This window comes from Leifsonia araucanica, assembly GCF_051161895.1.
Classification (GTDB): domain Bacteria; phylum Actinomycetota; class Actinomycetes; order Actinomycetales; family Microbacteriaceae; genus Leifsonia.
On record NZ_JBMBTW010000002.1, the window covers coordinates 1 to 23028 of the forward strand.

16 protein-coding genes and 3 rRNA genes are annotated in these 23028 nt (G+C 65.6%); 10 read left to right on the forward strand and 9 right to left on the reverse strand.

The genetic code is table 11. The features are described 5' to 3' along the window. Nucleotides 1-474 precede the first annotated feature (474 nt). From ACN6M5_RS00030 to rrf, 3 genes are all read left to right on the forward strand, one after another. A 16S ribosomal RNA gene (locus ACN6M5_RS00030) occupies nucleotides 475-1998 on the forward strand. Between the two features lie 452 nt (nucleotides 1999-2450). Continuing rightward, a 23S ribosomal RNA gene (locus tag ACN6M5_RS00035) occupies nucleotides 2451-5567 on the forward strand. A 137-nt stretch (nucleotides 5568-5704) separates the two neighbouring features. Then, a 5S ribosomal RNA gene (gene rrf, locus ACN6M5_RS00040) occupies nucleotides 5705-5821 on the forward strand. Together the 16S, 23S and 5S rRNA genes form the textbook arrangement of a ribosomal RNA operon. A 152-nt stretch (nucleotides 5822-5973) precedes the next feature. On the opposite strand, the gene ACN6M5_RS00045 is transcribed toward rrf, so the two are convergent. Then, nucleotides 5974-7794, reverse strand: a complete 1821-nt coding sequence (locus ACN6M5_RS00045) for a DEAD/DEAH box helicase (RefSeq protein ID WP_168688968.1) — start codon at nucleotides 7792-7794, stop codon at nucleotides 5974-5976. Nucleotides 7795-7910: 116 nt separating this feature from the next. On the opposite strand from ACN6M5_RS00045, the gene ACN6M5_RS00050 reads away from it, so the two are divergent. Next, on the forward strand, nucleotides 7911-9170 hold the full coding sequence (locus ACN6M5_RS00050) for an MFS transporter (RefSeq protein WP_434948068.1): 1260 nt from the start codon (nucleotides 7911-7913) through the stop codon (nucleotides 9168-9170). 4 nt (nucleotides 9171-9174) lie between these two features. Here ACN6M5_RS00050 and ACN6M5_RS00055 read toward each other — a convergent pair whose 3' ends face one another. Continuing rightward, nucleotides 9175-11763: an ATP-binding protein gene (locus ACN6M5_RS00055; RefSeq protein WP_434948069.1), complete on the reverse strand. Its 2589-nt coding sequence runs from the start codon at nucleotides 11761-11763 to the stop codon at nucleotides 9175-9177. An 89-nt stretch (nucleotides 11764-11852) separates the two neighbouring features. On the opposite strand from ACN6M5_RS00055, the gene ACN6M5_RS00060 reads away from it, so the two are divergent. The 3 genes from ACN6M5_RS00060 (at nucleotide 11853) to ACN6M5_RS00070 (ending at nucleotide 14226) form a co-directional block, all read left to right on the forward strand. Further along, nucleotides 11853-12650, forward strand: coding sequence for a class I SAM-dependent methyltransferase (locus ACN6M5_RS00060; protein WP_434948070.1), 798 nt, complete (start codon nucleotides 11853-11855; stop codon nucleotides 12648-12650). A gap of 63 nt (nucleotides 12651-12713) precedes the next feature. Further along, nucleotides 12714-13592 carry a class II glutamine amidotransferase gene (locus ACN6M5_RS00065; RefSeq protein ID WP_434948071.1) on the forward strand — a complete coding sequence of 293 codons (879 nt, stop codon included), beginning with the start codon at nucleotides 12714-12716 and terminating at the stop codon, nucleotides 13590-13592. 10 nt (nucleotides 13593-13602) lie between these two features. Continuing rightward, the gene (locus ACN6M5_RS00070) at nucleotides 13603-14226 is read left to right on the forward strand and encodes a ribonuclease FAU-1 family protein (RefSeq protein ID WP_434948072.1); all 624 of its coding nucleotides are present in this window, start codon (nucleotides 13603-13605) and stop codon (nucleotides 14224-14226) included. Here the strand turns inward: ACN6M5_RS00070 and rimK are convergent. After that, a complete protein-coding gene (gene rimK / locus ACN6M5_RS00075; protein ID WP_085370756.1) occupies nucleotides 14223-15413 on the reverse strand; it encodes a 30S ribosomal protein S6--L-glutamate ligase in 1191 nt (396 codons plus the stop codon). The genes ACN6M5_RS00070 and rimK overlap by 4 nt on opposite strands. 18 nt (nucleotides 15414-15431) lie before the next feature. On the opposite strand from rimK, the gene ACN6M5_RS00080 reads away from it, so the two are divergent. After that, nucleotides 15432-15908, forward strand: a complete 477-nt coding sequence (locus tag ACN6M5_RS00080; RefSeq protein WP_085370757.1) for an ATP-dependent zinc protease family protein — start codon at nucleotides 15432-15434, stop codon at nucleotides 15906-15908. A 9-nt stretch (nucleotides 15909-15917) separates the two neighbouring features. Here ACN6M5_RS00080 and ACN6M5_RS00085 read toward each other — a convergent pair whose 3' ends face one another. Next, nucleotides 15918-16556, reverse strand: a complete 639-nt coding sequence (locus tag ACN6M5_RS00085) for a TetR/AcrR family transcriptional regulator (protein ID WP_434948073.1) — start codon at nucleotides 16554-16556, stop codon at nucleotides 15918-15920. 139 nt (nucleotides 16557-16695) lie between these two features. Between ACN6M5_RS00085 and ACN6M5_RS00090 the strand changes: the two genes are divergently transcribed. Both ACN6M5_RS00090 and ACN6M5_RS00095 read left to right on the forward strand, forming a co-directional pair. After that, nucleotides 16696-18366, forward strand: a complete 1671-nt coding sequence (locus tag ACN6M5_RS00090; RefSeq protein WP_434948074.1) for an MDR family MFS transporter — start codon at nucleotides 16696-16698, stop codon at nucleotides 18364-18366. A 22-nt stretch (nucleotides 18367-18388) separates the two neighbouring features. Then, entirely contained in the window at nucleotides 18389-18868 is a 480-nt protein-coding gene (locus ACN6M5_RS00095; protein ID WP_434948075.1) for a MarR family winged helix-turn-helix transcriptional regulator, read from the forward strand. On the opposite strand, the gene ACN6M5_RS00100 is transcribed toward ACN6M5_RS00095, so the two are convergent. The 5 genes from ACN6M5_RS00100 to ACN6M5_RS00120 all read right to left on the reverse strand — a co-directional run bounded on the left by ACN6M5_RS00100 (nucleotide 18869) and on the right by ACN6M5_RS00120 (nucleotide 22974). After that, nucleotides 18869-20059 (reverse strand): OmpA family protein, encoded by a 1191-nt coding sequence (locus ACN6M5_RS00100; protein WP_434948076.1) that lies wholly within the window; start codon nucleotides 20057-20059, stop codon nucleotides 18869-18871. It lies immediately after the preceding gene. Nucleotides 20060-20096: 37 nt separating this feature from the next. Then, nucleotides 20097-20963 carry a hypothetical protein gene (locus ACN6M5_RS00105; RefSeq protein ID WP_085370760.1) on the reverse strand — a complete coding sequence of 289 codons (867 nt, stop codon included), beginning with the start codon at nucleotides 20961-20963 and terminating at the stop codon, nucleotides 20097-20099. A gap of 19 nt (nucleotides 20964-20982) precedes the next feature. Then, a complete protein-coding gene (locus tag ACN6M5_RS00110) occupies nucleotides 20983-21339 on the reverse strand; it encodes a hypothetical protein (protein ID WP_168688976.1) in 357 nt (118 codons plus the stop codon). After that, entirely contained in the window at nucleotides 21326-21976 is a 651-nt protein-coding gene (locus tag ACN6M5_RS00115) for a hypothetical protein (RefSeq protein ID WP_434948077.1), read from the reverse strand. The genes ACN6M5_RS00110 and ACN6M5_RS00115 overlap by 14 nt, the downstream gene beginning before the upstream one ends. A gap of 161 nt (nucleotides 21977-22137) precedes the next feature. Further along, on the reverse strand, nucleotides 22138-22974 hold the full coding sequence (locus ACN6M5_RS00120; RefSeq protein ID WP_434948078.1) for an alpha/beta fold hydrolase: 837 nt from the start codon (nucleotides 22972-22974) through the stop codon (nucleotides 22138-22140). Between the last annotated feature and the right edge of the window lie 54 nt (nucleotides 22975-23028).

Sequence of the window (23028 nt, forward strand, 5' to 3'; positions counted from 1 at the left end):
TAAAGTACTTACTTGTCACCCCAAAGGTGCGGGAGAGCGGAACTGCTCCCCGGCCTCAAGCGGGACCACATCCCCGGTTTTCTTCTCGAATATCCGAGGGTGGTTATCCTCCACTTACTGAGCTGATCGTCATGCTCGGTCGTGTGATCGGTTGCCTGTTTCAGGCGGCCAGGTTGCGACCGGCTGATTTGACAGGATGGCTTCGAGTGGTAGGGTTGACAGGTTGCCCCATTTTGACCGTGTGATGCGGGATGGTGGGAGCGTCCGATCCTTGAGAACTCAACAGCGTGCACAATGTCAAATGCCAAAAACCTCGTGTTTAGCTTCGGCTAGGCAAGAGATTCCTTTGGATTAGATACAGAATGTCAGTAGATATTCGAAACTAGTCAGATCAACTCGCGGGGAGAACAGACCTTTTTCCGGTCCGCTTCTCGCACAATGTTTCCCGGTCGCTTGCGATTGTGGAGCTAAACATTTACGGAGAGTTTGATCCTGGCTCAGGACGAACGCTGGCGGCGTGCTTAACACATGCAAGTCGAACGATGAACCTGGAGCTTGCTCTGGGGGATTAGTGGCGAACGGGTGAGTAACACGTGAGTAACCTGCCCTTGACTCTGGGATAACCTCCGGAAACGGAAGCTAATACCGGATATGACGTACGGAGGCATCTCCTGTGCGTGGAAAGAATTTCGGTCAAGGATGGACTCGCGGCCTATCAGGTAGTTGGTGAGGTAACGGCTCACCAAGCCTACGACGGGTAGCCGGCCTGAGAGGGTGACCGGCCACACTGGGACTGAGACACGGCCCAGACTCCTACGGGAGGCAGCAGTGGGGAATATTGCACAATGGGCGCAAGCCTGATGCAGCAACGCCGCGTGAGGGACGACGGCCTTCGGGTTGTAAACCTCTTTTAGTAGGGAAGAAGCGAAAGTGACGGTACCTGCAGAAAAAGCACCGGCTAACTACGTGCCAGCAGCCGCGGTAATACGTAGGGTGCAAGCGTTGTCCGGAATTATTGGGCGTAAAGAGCTCGTAGGCGGTTTGTCGCGTCTGCTGTGAAAACCCGAGGCTCAACCTCGGGCCTGCAGTGGGTACGGGCAGACTAGAGTGCGGTAGGGGAGAATGGAATTCCTGGTGTAGCGGTGGAATGCGCAGATATCAGGAGGAACACCGATGGCGAAGGCAGTTCTCTGGGCCGTAACTGACGCTGAGGAGCGAAAGCGTGGGGAGCGAACAGGATTAGATACCCTGGTAGTCCACGCCGTAAACGTTGGGCGCTAGATGTGGGGACCATTCCACGGTTTCCGTGTCGCAGCTAACGCATTAAGCGCCCCGCCTGGGGAGTACGGCCGCAAGGCTAAAACTCAAAGGAATTGACGGGGGCCCGCACAAGCGGCGGAGCATGCGGATTAATTCGATGCAACGCGAAGAACCTTACCAAGGCTTGACATATACGAGAACGGGCCAGAAATGGTCAACTCTTTGGACACTCGTAAACAGGTGGTGCATGGTTGTCGTCAGCTCGTGTCGTGAGATGTTGGGTTAAGTCCCGCAACGAGCGCAACCCTCGTTCTATGTTGCCAGCACGTAATGGTGGGAACTCATAGGAGACTGCCGGGGTCAACTCGGAGGAAGGTGGGGATGACGTCAAATCATCATGCCCCTTATGTCTTGGGCTTCACGCATGCTACAATGGCCGGTACAAAGGGCTGCAATACCGTAAGGTGGAGCGAATCCCAAAAAGCCGGTCTCAGTTCGGATTGAGGTCTGCAACTCGACCTCATGAAGTCGGAGTCGCTAGTAATCGCAGATCAGCAACGCTGCGGTGAATACGTTCCCGGGCCTTGTACACACCGCCCGTCAAGTCATGAAAGTCGGTAACACCCGAAGCCGGTGGCCTAACCCTTGTGGAAGGAGCCGTCGAAGGTGGGATCGGTGATTAGGACTAAGTCGTAACAAGGTAGCCGTACCGGAAGGTGCGGCTGGATCACCTCCTTTCTAAGGAGCATCTGGCATCCCGGTGTTGAAAGACGCTGGTGGTGTCCAGGCGCCAGATCGAGACGAATGTTCTCGCTGGTAGCTCATGGGTGGAACATTGACATTGGTGCGGAGCTGATCGGCTCGGACTCAGTACGCTTCCTTCGGGGAGTTGGAACGGTTCGGACCTGGATGTTCCGCATATGCACGCTGTTGGGTCCTGAGGGACCGGGCCTCATCCCGTCAGGGGGTGGGAAACGAACCTCTGGACCTTTTCTTGTTGGCCATGATGTGGCTGGCGGAAAGGGTACCGCCCGTACTTTGAGAACTACACAGTGGACGCGAGCATCTTAGATTCGAGACTTTCGAGTCTCGGATCACAAGATCAAATCGACACTCTTTTGGAGTGTTGGTAGATCATTGGTCAATCTGCTCACCTTTTGGTGGGCCGATCGATTCATAAACTCATGTGATTTCAAGTTTCTAAGAGCAAACGGTGGATGCCTTGGCATCTGGAGCCGAAGAAGGACGTAGTAATCTGCGATAAGCCTCGGGGAGTTGATAAACGAACTTTGATCCGAGGATTTCCGAATGGGGAAACCCCGCTGGGCCCGTAAGGTGACCCAGTGACTCCCGCCTGAATATATAGGGCGGGTAGAGGGAACGTGGGGAAGTGAAACATCTCAGTACCCACAGGAAGAGAAAGCAAAAGCGATTCCGTTAGTAGTGGCGAGCGAAACCGGATCAGGCTAAACCGATCATGTGTGATAGCCGGCAGGCGTTGCATGGTCGGGGTTGTGGGACTTTTCTGCTGCTTCTGCCGAACAGCGAACGTTACAGAGGAATATAGGCGAATGGTTTTGAAAGGCCAGTCATAGAGGGTGCCAACCCCGTAGCCGAAATGTTCTGATGGCGTGAAGAGTATCCCAAGTAGCACGGGGCCCGAGAAATCCCGTGTGAATCTGTCAGGACCACCTGATAAGCCTAAATACTCCCAGATGACCGATAGCGGACAAGTACCGTGAGGGAAAGGTGAAAAGTACCCCGGGAGGGGAGTGAAATAGTACCTGAAACCGTTTGCTTACAAACCGTTGGAGCCTCCTTGTAGGGGTGACAGCGTGCCTTTTGAAGAATGAGCCTGCGAGTTAGCGATATGTGGCGAGGTTAACCCGTGAGGGGTAGCCGTAGCGAAAGCGAGTCTGAATAGGGCGATTCAGTCGCATGTCCTAGACCCGAAGCGAAGTGATCTATCCATGGCCAGGTTGAAGCGACGGTAAGACGTCGTGGAGGACCGAACCCACTTAGGTTGAAAACTGAGGGGATGAGCTGTGGATAGGGGTGAAAGGCCAATCAAACTTCGTGATAGCTGGTTCTCTCCGAAATGCATTTAGGTGCAGCGTTGCGTGTTTCTTGCCGGAGGTAGAGCTACTGGATGGCCGATGGGCCCCAAAAGGTTACTGACGTCAGCCAAACTCCGAATGCCGGTAAGTGAGAGCGCAGCAGTGAGACGGTGGGGGATAAGCTTCATCGTCGAGAGGGAAACAACCCAGACCACCAACTAAGGTCCCTAAGCGCGTGCTAAGTGGGAAAGGATGTGGAGTTGCACAGACAACCAGGAGGTTGGCTTAGAAGCAGCCACCCTTGAAAGAGTGCGTAATAGCTCACTGGTCAAGTGATTCCGCGCCGACAATGTAACGGGGCTCAAGCACGCCACCGAAGTTGTGGCATTGACATTAGTGGTAGGCCTTCGTGGTCCAGCCGTGTTGATGGGTAGGAGAGCGTCGTGTGGCGAGTGAAGCGGCGGTGTGAACCAGCCGTGGACGCTACACGAGTGAGAATGCAGGCATGAGTAGCGAAAGACGGGTGAGAAACCCGTCCTCCGAAAGACCAAGGGTTCCAGGGCCAGGCTAATCCGCCCTGGGTAAGTCGGGACCTAAGGCGAGGCCGACAGGCGTAGTCGATGGACAACGGGTTGATATTCCCGTACCGGCGAAGAACCGCCCAAGCTAATCCAGTAATGCTAAGTGTCTGAATCCCCTTGATCGAGGCCTTCGGGTTGAGACGAGTGGGCCTAGCACACGACCCTATGCTGGTGCGGCTAGCGTATTAACAGGTGTGACGCAGGAAGGTAGCCGAGCCGGGCGATGGTTGTCCCGGTCTAAGTGTGTAACCCGAGAGATAGGCAAATCCGTCTCTCATATAGGGCCAGGCACGATGGGTAGTCTTAAGTGACGAAATCGGTGATCCTATGCTGCCAAGAAAAGCATCGACGCGAGGTTCCAGCCGCCCGTACCCCAAACCGACTCAGGTGGTCAGGTAGAGAATACCAAGGAGATCGAGAGAATCGTGGTTAAGGAACTCGGCAAAATGCCCCCGTAACTTCGGGAGAAGGGGGGCCTGAGGCGTGAACGGACTTGCTCCGGGAGCGTTTGACGGCCGCAGAGACCAGTGGGAAGCGACTGTTTACTAAAAACACAGGTCCGTGCTAAGTCGCAAGACGATGTATACGGACTGACGCCTGCCCGGTGCTGGAAGGTTAAGAGGAACGGTTAGCCGTAAGGCGAAGCTGAGAATTTAAGCCCCAGTAAACGGCGGTGGTAACTATAACCATCCTAAGGTAGCGAAATTCCTTGTCGGGTAAGTTCCGACCTGCACGAATGGCGTAACGACTTCCCAGCTGTCTCAACCGCGAACTCGGCGAAATTGCACTACGAGTAAAGATGCTCGTTACGCGCAGCAGGACGGAAAGACCCCGTGACCTTTACTACAGCTTGGTATTGGTGTTCGGTGTGGCTTGTGTAGGATAGGTGGGAGACTGTGAAGCGGGCACGCTAGTGTTCGTGGAGTCATTGTTGAAATACCACTCTGGTCACTCTGGATATCTAACTTCGAACCGTAATCCGGTTCAGGGACAGTGCCTGGTGGGTAGTTTAACTGGGGCGGTTGCCTCCCAAAAAGTAACGGAGGCGCCCAAAGGTTCCCTCAACCTGGTTGGCAATCAGGTGTCGAGTGTAAGTGCACAAGGGAGCTTGACTGTGAGACTGACAAGTCGAGCAGGGACGAAAGTCGGGACTAGTGATCCGGCAGTGGCTTGTGGAAGCGCTGTCGCTCAACGGATAAAAGGTACCTCGGGGATAACAGGCTGATCTTGCCCAAGAGTCCATATCGACGGCATGGTTTGGCACCTCGATGTCGGCTCGTCGCATCCTGGGGCTGGAGTAGGTCCCAAGGGTTGGGCTGTTCGCCCATTAAAGCGGTACGCGAGCTGGGTTTAGAACGTCGTGAGACAGTTCGGTCCCTATCCGCTGCGCGCGTAGGAAATTTGAAAGGATCTGACCCTAGTACGAGAGGACCGGGTTGGACGAACCTCTGGTGTGTCAGTTGTTCCGCCAGGAGCACCGCTGATTAGCTACGTTCGGGATGGATAACCGCTGAAAGCATCTAAGCGGGAAGCCGGCCTTGAGATGAGATTTCCATGCCTTCGGGCGAGAGGCTCCCAGCTAGACTACTGGGTTGATAGGCCGGATGTGGAAGTGGGGACTAAAGACCCATGGAGCTGACCGGTACTAATAAGCCGATAACTTGACAATCACTACTCACACACATGTTGTAAGGCTGGTGTGTGAGGCCTGAAGAATGCTTGCGTCCACTATGTGGTTCTCGATGTACGGTCGAGAACCGAACCAATCAGCTGATTGGTCCGTTCACTTTGATACATCAATAGTGTTTCGGCGGCCATAGCGAGAGGGAAACGCCCGGTCACATTCCGAACCCGGAAGCTAAGACTCTCTGCGCCGATGGTACTGCAGGGGGGACCCTGTGGGAGAGTAGGACACCGCCGGACTCCTTTTAGAAAGAGCCACCCCACACCGGGTGGCTCTTTCGCATTTAACACCACCACAACACCACACAGACGGCTATATGCCGGTGCGGACATGAAGAAAGGGCCACCCGAAACCGGGCGGCCCTTTCTGCGTTGTAGCGGGGGTTCTGGCGCTACTTGTGGCGCGGCTTGCGCGCCGGGCGATCGTCGCGATCCGCCCGCGGAGCACGGTCGTCGCGGTGGACGGTGCCGCCCCTGCGGTCGGGGCGCAGCTCGATGAGCTTGCCGCCGATGCGTGTGCTCTCCAGGCGCTGGAGGACGTCTCCGGGCAGATCCGCCGGCAGCTCCACCAGGGAGAAGGCGGGGAGGATCTGGATGGCTCCGAAGTCCTCGCGACTCAGGCCGCCCTCGTTGGCCAGGGCGCCGACGATCTGGCGCGGCTCCACCTTCTGACGGCGGCCCACCTCCAGACGGTACGACGCCATCGGCTTGCCGCTCGGACGGCTGCGACGCTCCGGACGGTCCGAACGGCCGGAGCGGTCGCCCCGGGAGTCGCGGGTGTCGCGTCCGTCGCGCGAGTCGCGCGTGCGCTCCGCGCTGCGGCCGTCGCGCTCCACCCGGCGGGAGAGTTCGTCCTCGGGGGAGAGCAGCAGCGGCTCCTCGCCCTGAGCCACCACGGCGAGAGCGGCGGCCACGTCGGCCTCCGGCACGTCGTGGTGCTCCACATAGTGGGTGATGATGTCGCGGAAGCGGGCGATCCTGTCCTCCTGGCCCAGCGCATCCGTGATCGCGTCGTCGAAGCGCGCCAGGCGCGTGACGTTGACGTCCTCGATCGTGGGCAGCTGCATCTGGGTCAGCGGCTGACGTGTGGCCTTCTCGATCGCGGCCAGCAGCCGGCGCTCACGGGGAGTGACGAAGCTGATCGCGGCGCCGCTACGGCCGGCGCGGCCGGTGCGGCCGATCCGGTGCACGTACGACTCCGTGTCGATCGGGATGTCGAAGTTGACGACGTGACTGATGCGCTCCACGTCGAGACCGCGGGCGGCCACATCCGTTGCCACCAGGATGTCGAGCTTGCCCGACTTCAGCTGGTCGACGGTGCGTTCGCGCTGAGCCTGGGCCACGTCGCCGTTGATGGCGGCGGCCGAGTATCCGCGGGCGCGCAGGCGCTCGGCGAGCGTCTCCGTCTCGTTCTTGGTGCGGACGAAGACGATCATGCCCTCGAAGTTCTCGACCTCGAGGATGCGGGTGAGCGCATCCACTTTCTGCGGGTACGAGACCATCAGGTAGCGCTGCGTGGTGTTGGCCGAGGTCGTGGTCTTGTTCTTGACCGTGATCTCTTCCGGGTCGTGCAGGTACTTCTTGGAGATGCGGCGGATCTGGGCCGGCATCGTGGCGGAGAACAGCGCCACCTGCTTGTCGTCCGGGGTGTCGGCGAGGATCGTCTCCACGTCTTCGGCGAAGCCCATCTTGAGCATCTCGTCCGCCTCGTCGAGCACGAGGTACTTGAGCTCGGAGAGGTCGAGGGTGCCCTTGGCCAGGTGGTCCATGATGCGGCCGGGCGTACCGACGACGACGTGGACGCCGCGGCGGAGCGCGGACAGCTGCACGCCGTAGCCCTGGCCGCCGTAGATCGGGAGGACGTGGACGCCGCGCACGTGCGCTGCGTACTTCTCGAACGCCTCGCACACCTGCAGCGCGAGCTCGCGCGTGGGTGCGAGGACGAGTGCCTGCGGGGTCTTCTGGGAGGTGTCGAGCCTGGACAGGATCGGCAGCGCGAACGCCGCCGTCTTGCCGGTGCCTGTCTGGGCGAGGCCGACGACGTCGCGGCCTTCGAGGAGGAGTGGGATGGTCGCGGCCTGGATGGCGGACGGGGTCTCGTAACCCACGTCCTTGAGTGCCTTCAGCACAGCCCCGTCGAGTCCCAGCTCAGAGAATGTCGTCGCTTCGCGGGCAGTCTCTGCCTCGTCCTGCGCTGTATCCGGTGCTGTCATACGTTCAACGGTAGTCCTCAGCGGGCTCAGCCGCTCACGCGAGCCTGGCGTCGCGGGCCGCGCGGGTCGATGATGGCAGGTGTGACGACACCGGATGCGCGGAGCGGACGCCGGCCATGAACCCGGCGGCACGGCGAGTGCAGAGGATCTACCTGACCCTGCTGCTCGGCAACACGCTGGCTGCGTCCTTCATCTGGGGCATCAACACGCTGTTCCTGCTGGACGCCGGGCTGACCAATTTCGAGGCGTTCGCCGCGAACGCGTTCTTCACCGCGGGGATGGTGGTCTTCGAGATCCCGACCGGCGTCGTCGCCGACACCGTCGGCAGGAAGGCGTCGTATCTGCTCGGCACGGTGACGCTGTCGGTGACCACCGCGCTGTATTGGATGCTCTGGCTCTGGCACGCCCCGTTCGTCTGGTGGGCGCTCGTGTCCGTGCTGCTCGGGCTCGGCTTCACCTTCTTCTCCGGCGCCGTCGACGCCTGGCTGGTGGATGCGCTGGCCGCCACCGAGTACACCGGGAGTCTCGAGGCGGTGTTCGGGCGCGGGCTGGTGGTGACCGGCATCGCGATGTTCGCGGGTTCCGTGCTCGGCGGGGTGATCGCCCAGGCGACGAACCTGGGGGTGCCGTTCCTGCTGCGGGCGGGGGTCCTGGTGGTGATGTTCGTGTTCGCGGCGGTGGTGATGAGAGACATCGGGTTCACGCCGGACCGGTCGATGGGGCCGCTGAAGGCGACGAGGAACGTGCTCGTCCAGTCCATCGACCACGGGCTGCGGAAGCGCTCGGTGCGCTACGTGATCCTGTCTGCACCGTTCGCATCCGGGGTCGGCATCTACGCGTTCTACGCGCTGCAGCCGTACCTGCTGGAGCTGTACGGGGATCCGACCGCGTACTCGGTGGCCGGGCTGGCGGCGGCGATCCTGTCGCTGGCACAGGTGGCGGGCGGCGTGCTCGCCCCGCGCATCCGGGGGCTGTTCGCGCGGCGGACCACCACGGTGATCGGGGCATCGCTGTGCAGCGTGGTGGTGCTGATGGTGCTCGGGATCACGAGCCTGTTCTGGCTGGCGGTGGTGTTCCTGGTGGTGTGGGGGTTCGTGTTCGCGGTGGCAGGGCCGGTGCGGCGGGCGTACCTGAACGACATGATCCCGTCGAAGCAGCGGGCGACGGTGCTCTCGTTCGACTCGCTGTTCGGCAGCCTCGGCGGGGTGTTCATCCAGCCGGCGCTCGGGCGCGCGGCCGACGCCTGGGGGTACGGGACGTCCCTGGTGATCGGTGGGGTGGTGGAGCTGATCGGGATACCGATCCTGTACCTGAGCAGGCGGCAGCGCGATCCGGCGGACACGGACGCGGTGCGCGGCGAGGCCGAAAGGCGGTGACGGCTCAGGCGCCGACCTCCGCGAGGGCCTCGGCGACCGCCTGCTCGACCGAGAGTTCGCGGCCGGCGGCGATGGCAGTATCCAGGGCAGCGCCGTCGCCGGCGGCGGTGAGCCGGTCGAGGTATTTCTGGTGGAAGGTGAACGTCGGTCCGTTGTGCAGACCGCTGCGCTCGCGCAGCGCCCTGGCGGCGCCGGCCAGCCGCCCTGCCCGGTCCACGTCACCGGCGATGGCGGCGATGGCGACCATGCCCTCCAGGCCGTACGCCAGACCCTCGACGTGGCCGAGCGCGGCGGAGACCGTGACGCTGCGGGCGAAGTCGGCGCGGGCGTCGTCCGTCTCGCCGAGCATCAGCTGCGCCCAGCCCAGGTGGTATGTGGCGATCCGCTCTCCGACCGCATCCCCGGCGGAGCGGGTGAGGGCGAGGCTCCTCGCGAACCGGTCCCTCGCCTCCTGGATGTCCTGCTTCCGCAGCGAGACGCGGCCGAGGAGGACGAGCGCCATCGACTCGCCCCACACGCTGCCGCTGGAACGGAACAGGCGCAGGCTCTCCTGCATGACCTCCTCCGCGCGCTCTGGGTCGGGCTTCGCGCCGGCAAGCAGCGCGAGGGCGAGGGAGATGCGGGTCAGGCCCTCGCCGTCCGGATCGCTCACGCTGCGGAACAGGTCGGCGCTCTCCGCGAGCTCGGCGGCGACGCTGCCGTCCGGGTCCTTCCAGAACATGATGGTCCTGGTGAAGTAGAGGGCGATCGCCCTGGTGTGGTCGGTGAGGTCGCTTCCCGAGTCGAGGGCCTCGTCCATCCAGGTCCTGACCTCGCCGAGCAGGCCGGAGACCCACCAGTAGAGGTAGAGGCTGTACGCGAGGTGGGCGGCGCGGTCCCAGTCGCGGCTGCCGAGCAGGAACCGCTCGGCAGCGCGCAGGTTAGCCCGTTCGTCGCCGAGCCGCCGCAGCCACTCGCGCTGCCTGCCGCCCTTCAGTTCCTCTTTGGCGCTGTCGCCGAGCGAGAGCAGGAAGCGGGCGTGCGCTTCGCGGGCGGCGTGCAGCAGACCGGCGTCCCACAGCTGCTCCCTCGCGTACTCGCGCACGATGGCCTGCATGGCGAACCGGGCGCGCCCATCGCTGTCCTGTTGCCGCACGAGGCTGCTGTCGACGAGGGCGGCGAGGTCGCCGAGGACGTCGCGGACGGCAGCGGCGCCCTCCGCGCTCGCATCCGCACCGATCACCTCCGACCCGATCGCCTCCGCCGCCTCCAGGGTGAAGCCGCCCTCGAACACGCCGAGGCGCGCGAGCAGCCTGCGCTGGTCGTCGTCGAGCAGCTGGGTGCTCCACTCGATCGTCCTGCGGAGGGTCTGCTGCCGTTCGGGGAGGTCGCGGGAACCGCCGACGAGCACCGAGAGGCTGCGGTCGAGCCTGTCGAGCAGGTCGTCGGGGGAGAGCACCCGGATGCGCGCGGCGGCGAGCTCGATGGCCAGCGGCATCCCGTCGACGGCCGCGCAGACGCCGGTGACCGCCGACCGGTTCTCGTCCGTGACCTCGAAGTCCGGCTTGACGGCGTGGGCGCGCTCGACGAAGAGGCTGACGGACGAGTCCTCCGGGAGCGGACCGACCTCGAAGCTCTGCTCGGCGGTGAGCCGGAGCAGCGCGCGGCTGGTGACCATCATCGAGACGCCGGGCGCTGCGGCGAGCAACGCGGTGAGGGTGGGAGCGGCGGTGAGCACCTGCTCGAAATTGTCGAGCACCATCAGCAGGTGCCTGTCCTGCAGGGCCGTCGCCAGGTTCTCCATGATGGGGGCGTCTCCGGTGTCCCGGACGCCGAGGGCCTGCGCGATGGCGGCGGGCACCCGGTCAGGGTCGTGGACGGCCGACAGGTCGACGAACACGGCGCCGTCGACGAACGCGGGGGTGACAGCGCGCGCCGCCGCGAGGGCGAGGCGGCTCTTGCCGATACCTCCGGGGCCGGTGAGCGTGACGAGGCGGGCGCCGGCGCTGTAGAGGTCGCGGATCGCATCCAGGTCGGCGTGGCGGCCGATGAGCCCGGTGAGCGGTTCGGGAAGCCGGACCGGCTCCGCGACCCTGTCCGCGTCGGCGGGGACGTCGAGCGGCACGAACGACCTGCTCTGCTCGAAGCGCTCGGCGAGCAGAGTGGCGAGGTCGGCCTCGACGAGGCGGGCCAGCTCCTTCGCCGACTCGAAGTATTTGTACGCGGCGCGGTCGTCGTCCCTGATGCGGTTGAGCAGCTCGGTGAGCTTGGGCTCCCGGCGCTCGGCGGGCGTCTTGACGTAGAGCAGGCGGGGGAGGTCGTCCGGGCAGAGGTTGTACTCGTCCTCGAGGCCGGAGACCTCCTCCTCCGGCGCCACCCAGCCGTAGCGTTCCCAGTAGAGGCCGAGGAACACGTCGCTCTGTTCGAGGTAGGCGCGGTACAGATCGCGGGGCGGATGCGGGCGGGCGCCGAGCTCGAACATGACGGGCGCGAGGTGCAGGCGCTCGATGGCGGACCGCGCGGCGCGACGCTCATCGGCGAGCTCTTGCAGCGTGGAACTGACGAAGATCCGCAGCCGTTGATCCGGAGTGCGGATAACATGAGGGCCCCTCATAACTGCATTCTGTTGCGGGTGGCAACAATAGTCCAGTGTTTGCGGGCGATTCGGTGCGGCACGGGCGGGGGAGGCGCACACTGGGGACCGTGGACGGGGACGGCGGAGACACCTGGGAGCGCGGCGACGCGTACGAGCGGTACGTGGGGCGGTGGAGCAGGCTGCTCGCCGTGCCGTTCCTCGACGGACTGAGTGCTGGCCCCGGACTCGACTGGCTGGATGTGGGGTGCGGCACCGGAGCGCTGGCCGGCGCGATCCTCGACAGGTGCGACCCGGCGTCGGTCGTCGGGGTCGAACCGTCGGACGGCTTCCTGCGCTCGGCCGCCACGAACCTGGGCGGAAGGGCGAGGCTGCTGCGGGGGTCGGCAGACGCGCTTCCTCTGCCCGGCGCGTCCATCGACGTCGCGGCGTCCGGGCTGGTGCTGAACTTCGTGCCGGAGGTGCAGGCGGCGCTCGCCGAGGCGGTCCGGGTGGTGCGGCCGGGCGGGATGGTCGCGGCGACGGTGTGGGACTACGGCGGCCGGATGGAGTTCCTGCGCTGCTTCTGGGATGCGGCGGTCGAGCTCGATCCGGCGGCGGCCGAGCTGGACGAGGCCGCCCGGTTCCCCCTGTGCAGGCCGGAGGCGCTGGGGGAGGAGTTCGCCGCCGCCGGCCTGACCGGCGTGACCGTGCGGGCGGTCGACATCCCGACCGTGTTCGGCGACTTCGACGACTACTGGACGCCGTTCCTCGGCGGGCAGGGGCCGGCACCAGGCTACGTCGCGGGGCTGGATGCCGCAGCACGGGACCGGCTCCGCGATCACCTGGTCGGGCACCTGCCGATCCAGGAGGACGGGACCATCCCGATGGTCGCGCGCGCCTGGGCGGCCAGCGGAAACCCGGGCTAGTCGGTGGGCCTCCCCGGTGAGAGGATGAGCCCATACCGAAAGCACTGACGAGGAGGTCGTGCGATGTGTAGATGGCTGGCATATTCCGGAGGGCCGCTCAGACCGTCGACCCTGGTGCTCGACGCGCAGAATTCGATCGTCGCGCAGTCGCTCAACTCGTCGCTCGGAGCAGAGCCGGTCAACGGCGACGGCTTCGGCCTCGGCTGGTACCCGAGCGGGGGAACCCGCGACGACACCCCCGCGATCTTCCACAGCACGGAACCGGCGTGGAACGACGCCAATCTGCGGGAGCTCTCGACGGCGATCGAGAGCCCGATGTTCTTCGCGCACGTGCGGGCGGCGACGCATCCACCGATCCAGCAGACCAACTGCCACCCGTTCCGCCACGAGCACTGGATGTTCATGCACAACGGGGCGATCGACGAGTTCCCGAAGATCAAACGGGACCTCACGATGGCGGTCGACCCCGCCCTGTACCCGTACATCCAGGGCACGACGGACAGCGAGGTGCTGTTCTACCTCGCCCTCTCCTACGGGCTGAGGGACGACCCGATCTCGGCGGTCGCCGCGGCCATCCGGAAGGTCGAAGAGATCGGGCACGCGCACGACATCCGGTTCCCGATGCAGGGGACTCTCGCCGTGGCGGACGGGAAGACCATCTGGGCGTTCCGGTATTCGACGCAGCACAGGACGCGGTCGCTGTTCCACTCGGTGGACATCCCGACCCTGCTGGAGATGTACCCGGACATCGAACGCTTCAAGATCTTCGACCGCCGCGCCCACCTCGTGGTGTCCGAACCGCTCAACGACCTGCCCGGCGTGTTCCTGGAGGTGCCGGAATCGACGGTGGTTGTGCTCGACGGGTCCGGATATCATCACGAGGCGTTCCTCGACGACGAGCACGAGGTCGAGCGGAGCGGGGAGCCTGCCCTGCACGGCTAGACTCCACTCCATGCCGCAGACCACCGCGACCACAGCGACCTCACTCCTCCGTTGGGTCTCCGACGACCGCATCAGCAGCGTCTACCAGCACTACGTCGTCGAAGACTCCGAGCGGTGCATCGCCCTCTGGCAGCCGGCGGGAACCGTCGGCAGAGTGGCCGTCGGGCGACGCGGAGGGCCGCGCGGGCGCAACATGCTGCCCGGCGGCTGGGGCGGCGGCTACGAGGAGCACGTCTGGACGGGCGACGGCGTGCTGCGCGTGCACGTGCCAGGACAGCCGTGGTCGATGTGGCGCTGGCTCACCCCGGACGGGTGGACGGAGCACGCGTACGTGAACCTGGAGTCGCCGTGGGTGCGCACGCCGCTCGGATTCGACACCGCCGACTGGATCCTGGATGTGATCGCAGAGCCGGACGGCAGCCACAGCCTCAAGGACGAGGACGAACTCGCCTGGGCGGAGGAGACGGGCAAGTTCGACGCCGCCAGGATCGCCGCGGTCGAAGACGCACGACGGCGGGCGGTGGAGGCCGTCGAAGCGCAGGCGTTCCCGCTGTCGGTGGACTGGGACACCTGGGCCCCGCTGCCCGGAGAACCGCTGCCGCTCGCGTCCGGCTGGGAGAGAGTGGGAGCCTAGCTCTCCGGCAGCGGCTCCTTCGGGAGCTTGCGGACCTTGGTGCGGCGACGGCGACGCTCGGGGATCATCGAGCGCATCTCCTCCAGCTTGCCGAAGCAGAGGAGACGGTCGCCCGCCTCCAGCTCGACGTCTCCGCGCGGGTTCGGGATGACGGTCGCTCCGCGGTGCAGGGTGAGCACGGTGATGTCGCGCTCGCCGAGGCCGGAGTCGCGCATCCGCTTGCCGACGAGGTCGGCGTTGCCGTGCACGACCAGCTCGGCCACGCCGTATCCGGTGGAGACGCTGAGGCGCTGACGCACGTCGATCTCGGGGAACGCGACCTGGTTGTCGATGAAGTCGATGATCGCACCGGCCACATCCAGCCCGGTCGCCGTCTCGATGCCCTCCAGTCCGGGGGAGGAGTTGACCTCCATGACCAGAGGGCCGTCGTTGCCCTCCAGCATGTCGACACCGGCGACGCGGAGGCCCATGATCTGGGCGGAGCGCACGGCGGCCTGCTCGTACTCCGGCGACAGCTCCACCGGCTCGACGGAGCCGCCGCGGTGCACGTTGGAGCGGAACTCGTCGCCATTCGCCCTGCGGCGCATCGCGGCGACGACGCGGTCGCCGACGACCAGCGCCCGGATGTCGCGGCCGCGGCTCTCCGAGATGAAGCTCTGGATCAGCACGTTCTGCTTGGTCGAGTGCAGCGTCTCGATGATGGCCTCCGCGATCTTCACCTCGGGGGCGAGGATGACGCCGATGCCCTGCGTTCCCTCCAGCAGCTTGATGACGACGGGCGCCCCTCCCACCTTCTCGATGGCGAGGCGCACGTCGGCGCGGCTGTGCACGAACGCCGTCGCCGGCATCCCGATGTTGTGGCGGGACAGGATCTGCGTCGCCCGGAGCTTGTCGCGGGAGTTGGTGATGCCGTTCGCGGTGTTGGGTGTGTACACATCCATCTGCTCGAACTGGCGCACGACGGCCGTGCCGAAGTACGTGATCGAGTTGCCGATGCGCGGCAGGATCGCGTCGTAGTCGGACAGCAGCTTGCCCCGGTACTGCAGGTCGGGCTCGTCGCCGGACAGATCGATGGCGAAGCGCAGCGTATCCAGCACCTTCACCCTGTGCCCCCGTTGCAGCGCGGCCGCTCGGAGCCGCTGAGTGGAGTACGCCTGCGGGGCGCGCGAAAGGAGCGCGAGTTTCATCGGGGGTGTCCTGCCAAGATGGTGGGTGTGAAAGACGACCTCCATTCAAGCACCATCGTGGGCTGGCGCGAATGGGTGAGCCTGCCCGATGTCGGCGTGCCCTGGATCAAAGCCAAGCTCGACACCGGCGCGCGCAGCTCTGCGCTGCACGCCTTCGACATCGAGGACGACGGCGACACGGTCCGCTTCCGGGTGCGGCCGTGGCAGAGGTCGGAGGACGACGTGGTCACGGTGGAGTGCCCCGTGCACGACCGCCGCACCGTCCGCAGCTCGTCCGGGCATGCGGAGGAGCGCATCGTCGTGCTGGTGGACGTGCACCTGTTCGGGCGCACCATCACGGCGGAGACCACGCTCAGCAACCGCGACCAGATGGGCTTCCGGATGCTGATCGGCCGCGAGGCGCTGCGTCAGGGCTTCGTGGTCGACCCCGGCAAGTCGTTCCTGGCCGGGCGTGCGCCGCGGGTGGTGCGGCGGCGCAACCGCGGGCGGGAGTAGGAGCGGAGCTCAGGAGAGCGCGCTGAGCGTGCGCGCGATCGCGACGCTGCGCGCGGCGACCTCGTCCGGGCTGCCGACGGCGCCGGCGTCCGCCCACTCGCGGAGGGCGATGCGGATGCTGCCGATGCAGGTGACGACGAGGAGCTCGGCCTGCGCCTCCGCGGAGACGGGACCGTCCGCATCCACCAGTCCCTCGCGCAGCATCAGGTCGGCGATGGAGCCGACCAGGCCGGAGCGCAGGTCGTCGAGGCGGCGCATCCTGCTTTGGATGAGTCCGGGGTTGCGGGAGGCGATGAGCATCCTGGCCGCGTGCAGGTCGGGGTCGGTGGCTGTGGGGAGGCCCCTGATCAGCGTGGTGACGACGCACTCGACGATGCTGCCCGCGTAGACGCGTTCGAGGTGTTCCGCGACCAGGGCCGCGTCGCCCCAGGAGTGGCGGAAGCCGAGGAGCGCGTCCTCCTTGCAGTCGAAGTAGTTGAAGAACGTTCGGTGCGAGACGGGGACGGCCGCGCAGATCTCGTCGATGGTGACGTCGTCGATGTCGCGGTCGAGGGTGAGCGTCACGGCGGCGCGCTCGAGGCTGGCGCGTGTCTGCGCCTTCTTGCGCTCGCGGAGGCCGAGCTCGGCGGCCGGTGCTGGAGTTTGCATATTGAGAAATTTTGCAGCAATGCAGAGAATTAGTTGATTTCGGTCACCTAATTATATATCGTTGCTCCTCGTCAACCAATTACGAAGGAAAAACATGTCACGCTCTCTCACTCGAGAGGAAGAGGCGCCGTCGGCGTCCATGTCACACCGGCAGGTGCTCGAAGCGCTGTCCGGCCTGCTGCTCGGGATGTTCGTCTCGATCCTCGCCGGAACCGTCGTCTCGTCGTCGCTGCCCCGCATCATCTCCGAACTCGGCGGCGACCAGTCCGCCTTCACCTGGGTCGTCACCAGCACGCTGCTCGCGACCACGGTGTCCACGCCCATCTGGGGCAAGCTCGCCGACCTGCTCAACCGCAAGCTGCTCATCCAGCTCGCCCTCGGCCTGTTCGTGCTCGGCTCCGCGCTCGCCGGGTTCTCGCAGAACCCCGAGATGCTGATCACGTTCCGTGTCGTGCAGGGTCTCGGCGCCGGCGGTCTGACCGCCCTCAGCCAGATCATCATGGCCGACATCATCAGCCCGCGTGACCGCGGTCGCTACATGGGCCTGTTCGGCGCGATCATGGCCGTCGGCACCATCGGAGGACCACTGATCGGCGGTCTGCTCACCGACTCGATCGGCTGGCGCTGGAACTTCTTCGTCGGCGTTCCCGTCGCGATCCTCGCCATCATCCTGCTGCAGCTCACGCTGCGCCTGCCGAAGCGCCCGAAGGGCAAGGTCAAGATCGACTACCTCGGCGCCGTGCTCATCGCCGGTGGCGTCTCGCTACTGCTGATCTGGGTCAGCATGGCCGGCACGCAGTTCGAGTGGTGGAGCTGGACGACCGCGTGGATGGTCGGCGCCTCCGTGCTGATGCTCGTCGCTGCGGTCATCACCGAGCTCCTGGTCAAGGAGCCGATCATCCCGCTGTCCCTGTTCAAGAACCGCACGTTCACCCTCGCGGTGATCGCATCCATCTCGGTGGGTGTCGCGATGTTCGGGACGTCGGTGTTCCTCAGCCAGTACATGCAGCTCGCCCGCGGTGCGACGCCGACAGAGTCCGGTCTGCTGACGCTGCCGATGATCGGCGGTCTGCTGATCTCGTCCATGGTCGTCGGAAACCTGATCAGCCGCTTCGGCAAATGGAAGCCGTACATGATCGTCGGTTCGATCATGCTCACGATCGGCCTCTACCTGATGAGCACGATCGAGTACGACACCAACTACGTCATCGTCTCGATCTACATGTTCATCCTCGGCGCCGGCGTCGGCATGGTGATGCAGAACCTCGTGCTGATCGTGCAGAACACGGTCGACCCGTCGCAGCTCGGCGTCGCCAGCTCGTCCGTCGCGTTCTTCCGCAGCCTCGGCGGCACGGTCGGCGTCTCGGTGATGGGCAGCGTGCTCGGCTCCAAGGTGGTCACGATGCTCGGCGAGCGTCAGCACGACCTGCAGGTCGCGATCGGCAAGCTGGGCGCTGCGGGTGCCGAGGTGGCGAAGTCGCTGCAGAGCGGCACGCTGCCGGAGGTCAACAAGCTCCCCGTCGGTGTGCGCACGATCATCGAGTCCGTCTACGGCCAGGCCGTCGCAGACATCTTCCTCATCGCGGTGCCGCTCGCGGTCATCACGATCATCGCCATCCTGTTCCTGCCGAACATCAAGCTCGGCACGCAGACGGCGCTCGAGAAGATGCGAGAGCGTACAGGTCACAACGGGGCGGAAGAGGCCGAAGAGACCGCGATCGAGGTCGCGGAGGCCATGATCGGCGCCCCGGTCACCGGCTCGGTCGGCGCTGTGCGTCCGCCGTCCGAACGCTCGGAGGAACAGCGCTAGCCGGTCGGTTATGATCGCGGCCATGAGCAACGCGGAACGGGTGGTGGCGCCGAGCGGCGCCGCCACCCGCGAGAACGACGAGGCCATCGCCTCCGTCGAGGAGCAGTTCACCGTCCTCTTCAACAAAGTGAGCGCCGGGATGCGCGACCGGGCGGCCGGCGTGCATCCCGACCTGCAGCCGGTCGGCTTCAAACTCCTCAGCACCCTCGCCAGGACGGGGCCGGTCCACGCCGGCGCGCTCGCCGGGATGCTGTCCACGGACAAGAGCGTCGTCAGCCGTCAGGTGCGCATCCTGGAAGCCCTCGGACTGGTCGAGAGACGCAGCGACCCGGAGGACAGGCGGGCCAGCTATCTGGTCGCCACGACGGAGGCGATCGAGAAGGTCAACGAGGTGCGTGCCAGCGACCAGCGGGTGTTCTACAGCAACCTGCGGAAATGGGATCGCGGAGACGTGGAGCAGCTCGCGTCCCTGCTCGCCCGGGTGAACGGGACGGGACGGTAGTCAGCTGCAGAGGGAGACGCCCGCGGACGTCAGGATGACGGAGCGGTTCTGCTCTGCGAGAGCGTCCGAGTACTTTCCCGCCGCGTCCGTCTCGCTCTTCCAGCCGCACCAGTCGTAGCCGACTCCGGCCGTTGTGAGCAGGCCGGGGGAGACGCCGAGCTTCACCAGTGCGGCTTTGACGGCGTCGGCGCGCTTCAGCGACAGGGCTGTGTCGGCGGTGTTGTTCGTCGCCTGGTCTTTGGATGCTGTGCCCGTGACGGTGATCGGCTGACCGTTCTGCTCGATCGACGGCACCAGTTCGCCGAGGACGGACTGCGCGTTGGCCTGGTCGGAGAACGTGGCCGTGTCCTTCGTGAAGAGGAGGTCGCTGTTGCGGATGACGATGGGCTTCGTCCAGTCCGTCTTGGTCTGGACAGCCTCGACGGGCACGGCCGAGACGGCGGGGAGCCCCGAGCGGGCGGCGCCGGATGCCGGCTCCGGCAGCAGGGACAGGGTGCCCCCTGCCGCCTTCACGATCGCGGTCCAGATGGCGGTGAGGTTGCTCCTGGCCGGGATGGTCAATGGGGTCTGCGCTCCCGCGACGTCGCCCATCCCGGACCAGTAGACGGTGACGCCCTTGAGGTCGGTGGGGAGCAGGCCGCGGGAGGTCAGGTCGCTGACGACCTGGGCCGGATCTGCGTAGAGGACGCCGCTCGTGGAGAAGTTCAGCGGGTCGGTGGTCTGCAGGCCGCTGCCGATCACGAGGACGCCCATCGGGTGGGAGCCGAGGTTGCGGGCTGCCTGGTCGATGGAGGCGAGGAAGTCGACCTCGGGGGATGCGGAGGCGAGGCCGTTGATGTACGAGGTGATCTGGGTGAGCTTGGTGCGCTGGTCGTTCTGGCAGACCACGGCATCCTGAGCCGTCGAGCCGATCACCGTCGTGCCCATCACCTGCGGGGTGCCGGAGGGGACGACCACCGTCACGCTGCCGTTGCTGGCGCCGACCGCCTTCAACTGGTCGACGGCGGAGGCGGGGAGGTTCGTGACGGGGGCGTTCGCGGTGCTCCCGGCGACGACGCCCATGTTGCGCTTCTGCGACTGGTCGCAGGCCGCGCCGGATGCGGTGGCCGATGCGCAGGCGGTCATGGTGGCGCCCAGGGCGATGGCGGCCGCAATGGCGACGAAGGCCTTGGCGAGAGGTCGGGAAGTCAACGGTCGTCCTTTCGGGAGACGTTCGGGAGGAGAGGGCTCAGTCGGTCAGCCGACCGGGCTGGGCGCCCTGGCCGAGCTCGGGGTCGCTCAGCCGTCTGGCGCGCAGCTCGCGGATGATCTGGCTGGTGCTCTCCGGGTCGCGCTCGTGCTGGGCGAGCCGGGTTGCGAGCTGGGCGCGGAGCACGTCGACGCGCGAGGCGAAGGTGATCCTGGCGCCGGTGTACCTGGCGCCGTCCGCGGCGGCCAGGTGCATGGCCTGGGCGGTCTCTTCGCGGGCGGCGACGGCCTCGCCGAGCAAGCGGTCGCGGTAGCGGCGCAGCTCGTCCACGTGCGCGTGCGCCTTCTCGGAGGCGCTGAGCAGCGGGCGGGTGGTGAGCCACGCCACGATGAAGCTGATCGCTCCGGAGGTGGCGAGCACGCCGAGCATGAGGAACGCCATGATCGTGTCGGGTGCCGTCCAGGAGAAGCCGGTCGCGGCCGGTGCCGCAGAGCCTCCGACGAGGCCGGTCAGGCCGCCGGCGTTCTGCGCGTCGATGCCCGCCTTGATCCTGGCGACGGTGATAGCGGTGAGCAGCGCCACCCAGATCAGCGACATCAGCACGGCGGCGATCGACCAGCGCCTGTCCATGACCCTGGCCTGGATGCGCCGCATGACGACGGCGACGACGTGCGGCAGAGTGACGACGGCGAGCGAGATGCCCAGCGTGATCACGTACATCTGCAGCCCGATCGAGCCGTACTGGCTGTCGTTGCGCAGCAGCAGGGTGAGCGCCTGCGACAGCAGCACGTAGTCGACGGTGATCATCCCGAGCAGCAGCAGGTAGACGAGCACGTGCGCGAAGCGCGACATGTGCCCGACGCGGGGACGGATGCGGGGCGGTCTCTCGACGATGTCTCTGGCCATGATGTGTCTTCTCTCCGTCTCAGGCGTAGTTGTGCAGGTCGGGGTCGTGGCCGAGCAGGCGCGCATCCAGTCGCTCGGCGGCGACCTCGGCGCGCTTCAGCTGGTGCTCGGTGCGCTCGATGGAGCCGCGGATCAGCTCCTCGCGCTTCTGGGACGCGGTGACGCGGGCGGCGCAGGCGGCCAGGTTGCGGGTGCGCTGCCGCTCGATCTCCGCGACGCCGCCGCGCTCGAACGCGGCGAGCTCGTGCTCGAACACCTCCAGCGTCTCGACGTCGACGGCGGCGCGCATCCTGCGCAGGCGCCAGAACAGCCGGCGGCGGAGGCGGCCGGTCTTCGGAACGGAGTAGTCGGCTGGCTGCCGGTCACGCTTTGACATCGTTTCTCCCCTGCCAGAGTTCGAGAAGCCGGGTGTTCTCTTTCGTGGTGAGCCACTCGGAGCGCCGAAGGACCGGCGCCCTGTCGAGCCCCCTGTCCGGTGCGAGCTCCCTGCGGTACGCGCCCCAGTAGACGGCGAGCTTCTCGTCCGCGTGGTCGTAGTAGCGGTTGGTGCGCAGCTTCGCGGCGGTGAACCGCGAGTGGATGAGGGCGGAGAGCTCGTCGACCCGGCGCTTGCCGCGCTTGATGCGCCGCTCCAGCCTGCGCAGCTCCTCGAAGCCGGGGCCGGTGCCGTTGGCGATGAACTCGCGGTCGTCGAGCCGGACGTCGCCGGTGAGCGCGTCGTAGTCGGCGAGGTCGCTGTCGAGCGCCCTCGACAGCACGCGGTACTCGGTGAGTTCGCGGTCGATCCTCGCGAAGAAGCGCTGCTCCTCGCGCCGGGCGTATCCGTCGGCGTGGGCCTGCATCGCCTGGACGTGCGGGGTGGTCGGCTCCCCGGAGCCCGCATCCCCGGCCGGGCCGGAGGCAGTGGTCGCCGCATCCTGCCTGGCCTGCTCGATCAGGCAGCGACGGGCGAAGAAGCCGACGCGGAACGGCCGCCGATCGGCGCGCGGCGCAGGCAGCGACCGTGTCGTCATGCGTTTCCCCTCCGTACGTGAAGCCGGCAGTGCGGCGGACCTCGAAGGTTACGCAGGCTGTCTGGCAAGGAACTAGGGGAATGTCGTATGCCAGCCGAGAGCGCCGGGGCGGGCGGATGATCCGTCCGCCCCGGCGCTCGGTGGGGTGATGCCTGTTTCGGCTACTTGGCGAGGAAGGCCAGCAGCGCGGAGTTCACCTCGTCGGCGTGGGTCCAGAGCAGGCCGTGCGGGGCGCCCTCGATCTCGACGTACTCCGCGTCGGCGAGCGCTGCGGTGAAGCGGCGGCCTGTGGCGTCGATCGGCAGGATGCGGTCCGCCGTGCCCTGCAGGATGAGCGCAGGCACGTCGACCTTCGCGATGTCCGCGCGGAAATCGGTGAACCAGGTGAGCGGAGCAGCACTGGATGCGACGGCGCCGCTTCCGGCCGCGACGGCCCAGCTGTTGCGCACGGCCTCCTCGCTGATGCGGCTGCCGAGGTTCTCGTCCAGGTTGTAGAAGTCGTTGTAGAAGGCGGTGAAGTACGCGTAGCGGTCGGCCTTCACCGCGTCGACGATGCCCTGGAAGAACTCGAGCGGAGCCGCGCCGTCCGGGTTCTCGTCCGTCTTCAGCAGGTACGGCTCCAGCGGAGCGAGGAACGCGGCCTTGCTGACCCGCTCGGAGCCGTGGGTGCCGAGGTACCTTCCCACTTCACCGGTGCCCATCGAGAAGCCGACGAGGACCGCATCCCGCACGTCGAGCGTCTCGAGGACGGTGGCGAGGTCGGCGGTGAAGGTGTCGTAGTCGTATCCGGTGGCCGGCTGGCTCGACTGGCCGAAGCCGCGGCGGTCGTAGGTGATCACGCGGTAGCCGGCGTCCAGGAGGGCGGCGGACTGCTTCTCCCAGGAGTGGCCGTCCAGCGGGAAGCCGTGGATGAGGACGACGGGCTGTCCCGTCCCGTGGTCTTCGTAGTAGATCTCGATGGGGGTGCTGTTCTCTTCGCCGACGGTGATGAACGCCATGTCCGTATCCCTTTTCGTGTGTGCTGTTCGCCGAGAACGGTCGTTCTCGGCTGC